Origin of the sequence: Nocardioides sp. NPDC057767 (assembly GCF_042798275.1) — a bacterium.
Lineage (GTDB): Bacteria > Actinomycetota > Actinomycetes > Propionibacteriales > Nocardioidaceae > Nocardioides.
Genome location: NZ_JBHVKJ010000101.1, coordinates 1 through 10,250, shown reverse-complemented (window position 1 = coordinate 10,250; position 10,250 = coordinate 1). Strand labels below are relative to the sequence as shown.

Annotated in this window: 9 protein-coding genes; 6 read left to right on the top strand and 3 right to left on the bottom strand. The window is 68.8% G+C overall.

Translation table 11 applies throughout. The annotated features are described in order from the left end of the window. Positions 1 to 73: 73 nt before the first annotated feature. Positions 74 to 1,384: a hypothetical protein gene (locus ACFVDI_RS27940; RefSeq protein WP_378912144.1), complete on the bottom strand. Its 1,311-nt coding sequence runs from the start codon at positions 1,382 to 1,384 to the stop codon at positions 74 to 76. Positions 1,385 to 1,821: 437 nt separating this feature from the next. On the opposite strand from ACFVDI_RS27940, the gene ACFVDI_RS27935 reads away from it, so the two are divergent. Both ACFVDI_RS27935 and ACFVDI_RS27930 read left to right on the top strand, forming a co-directional pair. Next, positions 1,822 to 2,493 (top strand): heme oxygenase (biliverdin-producing), encoded by a 672-nt coding sequence (locus tag ACFVDI_RS27935; protein ID WP_378912143.1) that lies wholly within the window; start codon positions 1,822 to 1,824, stop codon positions 2,491 to 2,493. A gap of 16 nt (positions 2,494 to 2,509) precedes the next feature. Next, positions 2,510 to 3,091 carry a TetR/AcrR family transcriptional regulator gene (locus ACFVDI_RS27930; RefSeq protein ID WP_378912142.1) on the top strand — a complete coding sequence of 194 codons (582 nt, stop codon included), beginning with the start codon at positions 2,510 to 2,512 and terminating at the stop codon, positions 3,089 to 3,091. A 47-nt stretch (positions 3,092 to 3,138) separates the two neighbouring features. Here ACFVDI_RS27930 and ACFVDI_RS27925 read toward each other — a convergent pair whose 3' ends face one another. Continuing rightward, complete coding sequence (locus ACFVDI_RS27925; protein ID WP_378912141.1) at positions 3,139 to 4,626, bottom strand: multicopper oxidase family protein; 1,488 nt, start codon at positions 4,624 to 4,626, stop codon at positions 3,139 to 3,141. A 227-nt stretch (positions 4,627 to 4,853) separates the two neighbouring features. Between ACFVDI_RS27925 and ACFVDI_RS27920 the strand changes: the two genes are divergently transcribed. Genes ACFVDI_RS27920 through ACFVDI_RS27910 form a run of 3 tightly spaced genes read left to right on the top strand, consistent with a single transcriptional unit; the run spans position 4,854 to position 7,287 of the window. Next, the gene (locus tag ACFVDI_RS27920) at positions 4,854 to 5,069 is read left to right on the top strand and encodes a DUF2933 domain-containing protein (RefSeq protein ID WP_378912140.1); all 216 of its coding nucleotides are present in this window, start codon (positions 4,854 to 4,856) and stop codon (positions 5,067 to 5,069) included. An 11-nt stretch (positions 5,070 to 5,080) separates the two neighbouring features. Further along, positions 5,081 to 5,758: an ATP-binding cassette domain-containing protein gene (locus ACFVDI_RS27915; RefSeq protein ID WP_378912139.1), complete on the top strand. Its 678-nt coding sequence runs from the start codon at positions 5,081 to 5,083 to the stop codon at positions 5,756 to 5,758. Continuing rightward, entirely contained in the window at positions 5,755 to 7,287 is a 1,533-nt protein-coding gene (locus ACFVDI_RS27910) for an ABC transporter permease (RefSeq protein WP_378912138.1), read from the top strand. Before ACFVDI_RS27915 ends, ACFVDI_RS27910 begins: the two co-directional genes overlap by 4 nt. Here the strand turns inward: ACFVDI_RS27910 and ACFVDI_RS27905 are convergent. Further along, positions 7,265 to 7,711 (bottom strand): hypothetical protein, encoded by a 447-nt coding sequence (locus ACFVDI_RS27905; RefSeq protein WP_378912137.1) that lies wholly within the window; start codon positions 7,709 to 7,711, stop codon positions 7,265 to 7,267. The genes ACFVDI_RS27910 and ACFVDI_RS27905 overlap by 23 nt on opposite strands. 169 nt (positions 7,712 to 7,880) lie before the next feature. Between ACFVDI_RS27905 and ACFVDI_RS27900 the strand changes: the two genes are divergently transcribed. Beyond that, positions 7,881 to 10,250: heavy metal translocating P-type ATPase (locus ACFVDI_RS27900; protein WP_378912136.1), on the top strand; the 2,370-nt coding region annotated here is incomplete at its 3' end.

Here is a 10,250-nt window from a genome sequence, read left to right as displayed (position 1 = left end):
GCTTCAAGCCTTGGCCCGGGATTCGGTGGTGCAGGTTCTACGACGTCCCTATCGGGAGGTCCTGATCAGTGGATCAGGCCTGTGCGCGGCGCAGCAGGAACCACCGGGTGGCGGCAGCGGCGGCGACGAGCAGCACGAGCGCGCCGGCGGCGAACCCACCCTTGGCGGCCGGGGACGAGAGCAGGTTGAGCTCGGCGTTGGCCGGAGCGTTGTCGGGCTTGGCCGCGACGCTCGTGTCCGGGTCGGACTGGTCGCCGGAGACGACGACGTCGACGTTCTTCTTGTCGCCGGCGGCCGCAGCCTTCTCCTCGGCGGTGGTGAGGCCGTTGGTGCCGCAGGTGCTGGTGCCGATGGCGACCTCGGCAGCGGTCGGGGCGCCGACCTTCTTCACGGCGTCGAGCACCTTGATGTCCAGCGCGGACACCTCGAGCGACTTGGCGGTCTTGTCCTGCTTGTTCATGGTGAGCTCGACCAGGTCGGTCTCGAGGCCCTTGAGCAGCACGGCGAGCTGCTTCTTGATGTGCTCGATCAGGTCGATGCGGATCGAGACGCTCATGTCGCCCAGCCCGATGTCCTTCTTGAGGCCCGACTGCAGCAGCGTGTCGACGCGGCCGAGGACGGCGTCGGTCACCGGGGAGAGGTCCGGCACGACCGTCGTGTTCTTCTTCGGGTTCGCCGGCAGGTCCGCGACCTTGATGTCACCCTTGCCGGGGACGTTGACCGTGACGGCGGCGTTCTTGAGCTGGGTGTTGCCCTTGAACTTGGTGCCCTTCGCCATGCAGGTGCTCTCCGCGGCGTCGAGGTCGACGCCGACCGAGAGGCCACCGACCTTGGTCAGCACGCCGGAGACGACGTCCTGGACCAGCGGGTTGACCGGGCCGAGCTTGACGTGGAAGTCCTTGCTCTCGTCGTTGAGCAGGTAGTCGGTGGTCGCGCCCAGCTTCTGCAGGTCGAGCTCGGCGAGGTTCACCGTGACGGCCTCGCCCGGCTTGACGCAGCTGGAGCCGTCGCCGATGGAGACCAGGGTCGCGCCCTTGCCGGCCAGGGCCGAGCAGGCGCCGGAGTAGACGGTGCCGTTCTGGAGCGCGGCGGCGGCGTCCTGGGCGAACACGCCGACCGAGAGGAGCTGCTGCTCACCCTCGAGGAGCGGTAGGGCCGGCTTGTTGGTGCCGGAGTTGACGGTCTTCTTGCCGTTGTAGGTGGCGGTGTAGCGGCCGGTGTCCACCTTGACCTTGTCGGACACGTTGACAGCCAGGGCGACCGACGACGCCTTGGCCTGGGGCTTCTCCGCCGACGCAGTCGCCGGGGCCGCGGTCACGGAGAGACCGATCATCGCGGTCGCCGCAACAAGGGCGGCTCCGCGGACCGAGAGTGGGGAGCGCAAGTGACTTCTCCAATGGTGTTGATAACTGTCGATGACAGGGCACGACGAGTAGAAGTCAGCCTCTGCAGCCCCCCGGTTGCTGTGACTCGCCGTGACGAAGCGGGGAGTCTAGCCACGTCGATTCGCCGTCGCCCAGCGCTCGACCCGGACCCGGGGTCACAGAATTTCGCCGTAACTTCGCTGGTAACAGGTCGTGTTCGACGTCGATCTCGATGCAGAAATGACCAAGGTCCCAGAAGGCGCCATCGATATGGACCTGCCGTATGGATCTTGTGCCCCGGCTGTTCTTTTCTGTCCTGATCGTAAAAACTCGTTCTCAATCACGACCGAGTGCCACTTAGGGCAACCTAACCAAGGCCTTGATGACTTTCTGACAGTGTGTCAATATCTTTGTTCGGAACGCCGCCCGCCCGACGCCCGACAGCACTGGAGCACACATGTCTGCCCTACTCGTCGACGAGACCTCCGGGGCTCCGCTCTCCGCGCTGATGCGTGCGGGATCCCGGGTCCAGCACGCCGCTGCCGAGACGTCCTCCTTCATGGAGGAGCTGCTGGCCGGACGGGTCAACAAGCAGGGGTACGCCGACTACCTGCTGCGTCTGCGCAAGGTCTATCTCGCGCTCGAGTCGGTGGGCCGTGACCTGGCCGCCATCGACCCCATCGCCGCGGCCGTCCACGACATCGCGCTCGAGCGCCTGGCCGCGATCGATGCCGACCTGGCCGTGTGGGCGCCGGGTGTCGACGGCGACAGCGTCGAGTCGGCGGCCGCCGATGCGTACGTCGCCCGGATCGAGGCGACCCGGGCGTGGGGCGGCCTCTATGCGGCCCACCACTACACCCGCTATCTCGGCGATCTCTCCGGAGGCCAGGCGATCGGCCGGCTGCTCGACCGGTTCTTCGAGCTCGGCGGCGAAGGGGTGGCGTTCTACGAGTTCGCCGAGATCCCGAAGCCGAAGCCCTACAAGGACGGCTACCGCGCCCGCCTCGACGCACTGGACCTCGACCCTGCCGGGAAGGCCCGCATCGTCGCGGAGGTCCAGGTCGCCTTCGGTCTCAACCAGGCGCTCTTCGAGGAGCTCGGCGCTCGCCTCGACAGCTATCGCACGTGAACTAGGGTTCGTCCTCGTGCCCCGTATCGCCGCTGAGAACGTCGCCGAGCACCGCAGGCTGGTGCGCGAGCGGATCTTCGCGGCCTTCGCGGAGCTGATGGCCGAGGGCAGCTATGACGCGGTCACGATGTCGAAGCTGGCACAGCGCGCGGAGATCGGGCGCACCGCGATCTACCACCACTTCAAGGACCGCGATGCGGTGATGGTCGCGTTCGCGACCCGCGAGACCTCGGAGTACGTCGCGTCCCTGCAGGCCCGGCTCGCGGCGAGCGAGCATCCGGCGGAGCGGCTGCGGATCTACGTACGCAGCCACCTCGCGCTGGGCGAGACTCCGCTCCACAAACAGCGCGGTCACATGGGCTTCGGGCCGCAGGTCTACGGCGGTCTCCCCGCGGAGGCCCGCCGGGAGATCCGCGAGCACATCGTCGCCGTCGAGCAGGTCCTCGCCGAGATCCTCGAGCAGGGCGCCGAGCAGGGCATCTTCGTCGTGCCCGACGTCGATGCCACCCTCGCTCTCGTCCACGCCGTCCTCGGCACCCGCCATCTCCCGGCCGAGCGGATCGAGGAGTTCGTCCTCCGCGCCGTCGCCGCTCGCTGACCTCGAGCGGTGAAGTGGGGCCCCCGACGTCCGTCGCGAGCCGGCTCTCACCTGCGGTAGGAGAGCACGGTCATCATGCCGGTCTCGGCGTGGTAGATGTTGTGGCAGTGCAGCGCCCACTGGCCGGGGTTGTCGGCCTGGAGATCGACCTCGAGGCTCTGATGAGGGCGCACGATCACCGTGTCCTTGCGGACGCCGCTCCCGGCGAGGGCGAAGGTGTGCCCGTGCAGGTGCATCGGGTGGAACATCATCGAGGTGTTCCGTACGTGGAGCCTGACTCTTTCGCCCTGCGCCACCTCCAGCGGATCGGTGTCTGGGAACGCTCCACCGTTGATCGTCCACCGGTAGGACATCATGCCCCCGCCGAGTACGGCGTCGAGGCTTCTGTCGATGCTCCGGCGACCCAGCCGTGCGCTGTCCGCCGCGGCCAGATCGGTCCCCAGCAGGATCCGCCGGTCGAGCTCACGAACGCGCGTCCCTGCCGACGGCGCCGCCCCTGAGCCGGTACGCACCACCGCCAGGCCGGCACCGGTCTTGCCCTCTGCCTGTGCGACCAGTGGGAACGCCCCGTCGGCGAGCTCGACGATCACGTCGTACCGCTCGCCCATGCCGATCAGCAGGGCATCGGTCGCGACCGGTGTCACCGGGAACCCGTCGGAGTGGGTGACCGTCAGCCGGTGACCGCCGAGCGCGACCCGGAAGGCGGTGTCGGAGCCGGCATTGACGATCCGGATCCGGGCCCGCTGTCCGGGACGACCGGTGAAGGTCACCGGAGCGCGAGGGGTGCGTCCGTTGATCAGATGGAGCGGGTAGTCGACGTCTCCGGCGCTTCCCAGAAGTGGGGAGTGCATCGTCCGGCCCATCATCCCGCCGTGGCCCGTGCTCGATGCCAGGCGCTCCAGCACGTCGTCGGGTGTCCGTCCGGTGCCGTCGATCCAGTCGTCGAGGACGACGACCCACTCCTGGTCGTAGCCACCTGGCTCGTCGGGGTCGTCGACGATCAGCACGCCGTACAGGCCGCGATCGAGCTGGACCCCGGTATGCGGGTGGAAGAAGTACGTCCCGGGGTCGGGGGTGGTGAACTCGTAGACGAACCTCGATCCGGCGCCGATCGGATCTTGGGTCAGTCCCGGGACGCCGTCCATGTCGTTGCTCAGGGCCAGCCCGTGCCAGTGGATGCTCGTCTCGTCAGGGAGGTCGTTGGTGAGCTCGACCCGCAGCAGGTCGCCGGCCCTCGTCCGCAGCTCGGGTCCGGGTAGGGCATCGTCGTACGTCCAGGTCGACACCGTCCGCTCGCCCAGATCCATGACGCTCTCGCGAGCGGTGATCTTCCGGGAGACGACGCGCTGGCCCGGCGTACGTCGCAGCTGCTCGGCGGCACGAACCTCGTCCGAGCGTGGCCCGATGAGCCGGGGCATGGGCCGGGACGTTCCTGGACTGCCGTCGCCCTCACACGAGCTCAAGGCTCCGGCCGCCAGGGCTCCGAGTGCGCCGAGCAAGACTGTCCGGCGACCGATCCCAGGGTCTCGCCGCATGACTCTGCTCCTCTCGACCGAGCTCTTCGCGTCATCGTCACAAGCGATGAGAGGGAGCAGCAGGGCAACAAGAACGTCGTCCGGTGTCCGAAGGTCCACGCGCGCAGAGGACCTTCGCCCGGGACCAACAGCCCTCGGAGTGTCACCCAACGACCCTCGCCGCGGACGCTGTCCCGGTCCAGGCTGAAGTCAGGCGGCTCGACCGCCGGACGTAGAGGAGAAGACCGATGAAGACCTCGAACCTGGGCCTGTTCGCCGTGGCGGCAGCAATCGTTTTCGTGGGGGCACTCTCGGTCGGCGTACCGTTCGGGTCCCTTGCTGTTCTCGCCATCCTTCTGCTCTGCCCGCTGATGATGATCTTCATGATGAAGGGCATGCACGGCAGCGGAGGACGCGAGCACCAGGACCCCGACCATCGGCGCGACTCGCACTCGCGGCACTAGGTGGGCGGACGATGGCCGCCGCCGAGCCCACCTCGGTGCACGAACCGGTCGCGGCTCGGAACGTGCTGCGCGCCGCGGGGATCGTGAAGTCGTTCCGTCGAGGCTGGTGGCCTCGACGGCGCCGACACCCGGTGCTGCGTGGGATCGATCTGGAGCTCGGTGCGGGCGAGGTGGTGGGTCTGGTCGGCGAGAACGGATCGGGTAAGTCCACCGTGATGAAGATCCTCGTCGGTGCACTGGCCCAGGACGAGGGAACGGTGACCCACGAGGGCCGCATCGGCTACTGCCCACAGGTGCCGCAGGTCTACGGACGGCTGACCTGTGACGACCACGTCGAGCTCTTCGGGGCCGCCTACGGGCTCACGTCCGCACAGGCTCGCACCTCGGCCGAGGGCTTGTACGAGGCCCTGGGGTTCGCGCGCTACGCGGACGTACGAGCCGATGAGCTGTCGGGTGGCACGCTGGCCAAGCTCAACCTGTCCCTGGCCCTTCTGGCAGATCCCGAGGTGCTGTTGCTGGACGAGCCTTACGCGGGATTCGACTTCGACACGTACCTGAAGTTCTGGGATCTGGTCGCCGAGCGGCGGACCGCCGGCCGCAGCGCCCTGATCGTGAGCCACTTCGTCGTCGACGAGGACCGCTTCGACCGGATCGTGGAGATCCGCGACGGGAAGGCGGCCCCGCGGTGACCTGGTGGGTCTTCGCCCGCGGTTTCCTGCGTGACTACGCGAGGAACTCCACCAACCTGGTCGTCCTCGTGCTGGTTCCGGTCGTCTTCGTGCTCGTCGCAGCGGACTCGCTCGCCGACGCGGCGCGGCTCCTCGGTGGGGACGGTACGGCGTTGGAGCAGGCCACGGCGGGCTGGGCGGCCGGGTTCCTCGCCGCGGTGGCCATGTATTTCCAGGTCTCCGCCGCCAGGGACGCCGACCGTCGCCTGCTGTTGTGCGGAGCTCGACCACGAACGCTCGTCGTCGCCCGGCTCCTGACCGGGGCCATTCTGGCGGTGGTCGCCAGCGCCGTCTCGCTGGCCGTACTGGCACTGCGTCAGCCCCTGGACCATCCGGGTCGCCTGATCATCGGCACCACCATGTTCGCGTTGGTCTACCTCGGCATCGGCGCCGCGGTCGGCGCCATCGCGCGCGATCCGGTGAACGGCACGGTCGTGGTGCTCTTCGTCTGGATCCTCGACGTCTTCTTCGGACCGACCCTGTCCTCGAGCGACAGTGCGGTCACCCGCTTGCTACCCACCCATTTCATCTCGCTGTGGGTGGCCGACACCCCGTCAGGGCACGCGGCCTGGCTGGGCGACGTGGGCATCAGCGTCGCCTGGGTGGCCGTGTCGCTGGGCGGCTCGGCGCTGCTCATCGCGCGCACCTCGGCCGTCGGCCGGGGCAACCGTCGCCGCAGGCATGGCGCCGGAGCCCGCAGCGACCAGTACGGCCGAAGCCTCGGCATGGGCATGCGGGAGCTGATACGCAACCCGGCCATGTGGGCGCTGCTGGCGCTCGTGCCGGCCGTGTTCATCGTGCTCTCCGATGTCATCACGCCGCACGGGCACACCGGCATCGCGGTGCGCGAGAACGGTCGCCTGGTGGTGAGGATGTTCGATCCGGCCGAGATCCATGCGGGAACGATGGCTCCCATCTCCGTGGCGTCGCTGGCGATGCTGGTCGGCCTGTTCACGATCCTCGCCACCGGCGAGACCGATCGCAGGCTGTGCCTGGCAGGGCTGCGTCCGGGCGTACTCCTCGCCGTCCGGCTCACCACGATCGGTGCCGCGGTGCTGGTCGCGGCAGCGGTGTCGCTCGCCGTGGTCGCTGCGGTCTTCTCGCCGGCAGACTGGCCGGTCTACGCCTTGGGGAATGTGCTGGTCGCCGGCACGTACGCCCTCGTCGGGGTGCTCGTCGGACCGATCTTCGGCCGGGTCAGCGGAGTGTTCATCGCCTTCCTCCTGCCGTTCCTCGACGTAGGGATCTCGCAGAGCCCGATGCTGAGTGCCCAGCCGGACCCGTGGGCGAGATGGCTTCCGGCGTACGGAGGCACGCGTTTGGTCCTCGACGGCGCGCTCACTTCGTCGTTCGACGAGCTGGCGCCGCTGCTGTACGCCGTCATCTGGCTGCTCGCGCTCTCCGTGCTCACCAGCCTGCTGTGGTGGCGGACCAACGCGGGGAGGACCTCCTCGGCAGCGCCCACGTTCAGTGGCCGTGCTCGTCCCTAGAGCCCGGGCCGTGATCCGTCGGGGTCGAGGGCGGCGGGGTGTCGTCGTCGTTGCCGGAGATCGCCGGGCCGATCACGAAGGCCGACACGGAGAACAAGCCGGTGAACACGACGACCGCGATCACAGGTGCCCACAGCGACCGGAACCGGCGGTAGAGGCGCCGCAGCATCGGCACCGAGAGCAGCAGACCGATCGCGTAGAACAGAACATTGCCCGTGGTGCCGGTGATCAGCGCCGCCCCCGCAAGAAGGCCGATGTGATGCAGGACATGAGGAGCGATTCCCAGGACTGTGCCGGTCACCGCGCCGAGGGTGTCGCGAATCGTCTTCCAGCGGCTCGCGGGCTCCGGTCGAGCGTCGTCGACGGTTCGCCGCCCGGCATCCGAAGAACCGGCGCGACCGATGCCGGTCGTGATCCACGGCATGCTCTGCTCCTCTCGGCCGGACTCCTTCCATCTTCACGACCTGGGTGGGCGACCAGCAGGGCAATAGGAACCTCGTGATTGGTCCTAAGGCCCTCTTCCCCGGGACGTTCAGGCCTTGGCTAGGTACCCCCGAGGGGTATTATGTTGAAATCGTCACGAAGGGGTTCCCATGAGAATCGACGCTGCGCGCGAGCTGACTCACGACGAGGTGGCAACAGCCGTCCTGGAGGTCTCGGGAGTCCATTGGGCATCGAGCAAGGCCGTGGCCGAGTCCGTCCTCCGGCGGCGCCCGGGTGTCCTCGACGTCGAGGCCAACCCGGTCGCACAGACGGCGACCGTCACGTTCGATCCGCAGCGGACCGACGTGACGCAGCTGCGCGACTGGGTCCGCGAGTGCGGATATCACTGCTCCGGACAGTCGGTGCCCGGCCACATCTGCGACCCGCTCGCGTCTCCCGGCGATCACGCGGATCATGTGGGCCACGAGCACGCTCCCACGATGTCGCCGCACGATGCGATGGGCCACGGGGGACACGAGGGCATGTCGATGGCCGACATGGTCACCGACATGCGCAACCGGTTCCTGGTGGCTCTGGTGCTCTCGGTCCCGATCCTGCTCTGGTCACCGATCGGGCGTGAGGTCTTCGGGTTCGAGGCACCGGCGCCGTTCGGTCTGCGCGACGACGTGTTCAGCCTGATCCTGTCGATCCCGGTGGTCTTCTACTCGTCCTGGATCTTCTTCGACGGCGCCTGGCGCGCGCTCAAAGCGCGCACCCTCGACATGATGGTGCTGGTCGCGGTCGCCATCGGCGCCGGCTGGCTCTACTCCCTCGGGGTGACCGTGACGGGCGGAGGCGAGGTCTTCTACGAGGCTGCGACCGTGCTGGCGGCGTTCGTGCTGCTGGGTCACTGGTTCGAGATGCGCGCCCGCGGCGGGGCGAACGACGCCATCCGTACGCTGCTCGATCTCGCCCCGCCTCAGGCAACCGTGATCCGCGAGGGTCAATTTGTCGACATGCCGACCTCGGAGGTGAAGGTCGGAGACCTGCTGCTCGTCCGTCCCGGGGCGAAGATCGCCACCGACGGCGTCGTGGAGGAGGGCGAGTCCGAGGTCGACGAGTCCATGGTCACCGGGGAGAGCCTCCCGGTCCACAAGGCACCGGGGGACGCGGTCATCGGTGCCACCGTCAACGCGAGCGGAACGCTGCGTGTGCGTGCGGCCAAGGTCGGCGCGGACACCGCGCTCGCGCAGATCGTGGCCCTGGTGCAGCAGGCGCAGAACTCCAAGGCCCCTGGTCAGCGGCTCGCCGACCGGGCCGCCTTCTGGCTCGTGCTCGTCGCACTGATCGGTGGGGCCGCCACCTTCATGGTCTGGTGGGCCACCGGCGCCGCCGTCACGACGGCACTCCTGTTCGCGATCACGGTCGTGGTGATCACCTGCCCCGACGCGCTCGGGCTCGCGACGCCGACAGCCATCATGGTCGGCTCCGGTCTGGGCGCGAAACGTGGGATCCTGTTCAAGAACGCCACCGCGATCGAGACCTCGGCGCGAATCGACACCGTCGTCATGGACAAGACCGGCACCCTGACCAAGGGGGAGCCGGAGGTGACCGATGTCGTCCTCGGCGACATCGACCGCACGCGCCTGCTGGCGTTGGCCGGTGCCGTCGAGCGCGAGTCCGAGCACCCGCTCGCCCGCGCCGTCGTCAGGTATGTCGACGAGGCCGCTGTCCCGCGGTTGCGCGCGACCGGCTTCCGTAACGTCACCGGAATCGGCGCCGTCGCCGAGGTCGACGGGCACCGGGTCGCCGTCGGCAACCGCCGCCTGCTCGAGTCCGAGGGCATCGACGAGGCAGATCTGGGTGGCCGGCGCGACGAGATCGCCGCCGGCGGACGCACCGCGATCTTCGTGGCGGTCGACGGCCGTGCGGTCGCCGTGGTCGGCATCGCCGACGCCATCCGGGAGACCTCCACCGCCGCCGTGACGGCCCTGCACGAGGCCGGCATCCACGTGGTCATGCTCACCGGCGACAACCGGGCCACCGCGGATCGGATCGCCGCCGAGCTCGGGATCGACACGGTGATCGCCGAGGTCCTGCCGCAGGACAAGGCCGAGCAGGTCGAGAAGCTGCAGGCCGAGGGCCGGGTCGTCGCGATGGTGGGCGACGGGGTGAACGACTCACCCTCGCTCGTGCAGGCCGATGTCGGGATCGCCGTCGGGGCCGGGACCGACGTGGCCATCGAGGCTGCCGACGTCGTCCTCATGCGCTCCGACCCGCTCGACGTTCCCGTCGCTCTGGTCATCGGCCGCGGCACCCTGCGCAAGATGCGGCAGAACCTGGGCTGGGCCGTGGGCTACAACGCCGTCGCGCTGCCGATCGCGGCCGGCGTGTTCGTGCCGGCCTTCGGGCTCATGCTCCGCCCGGAGATCGCCGCGCTCTCGATGTCGGGTTCGAGCTTCCTGGTCGCCGTCAACGCGCTCCTGCTGCGGCGTCTGCGGTTGCCGGCGCCGGGACCCGCAACCCCCCAACAGCCCTCC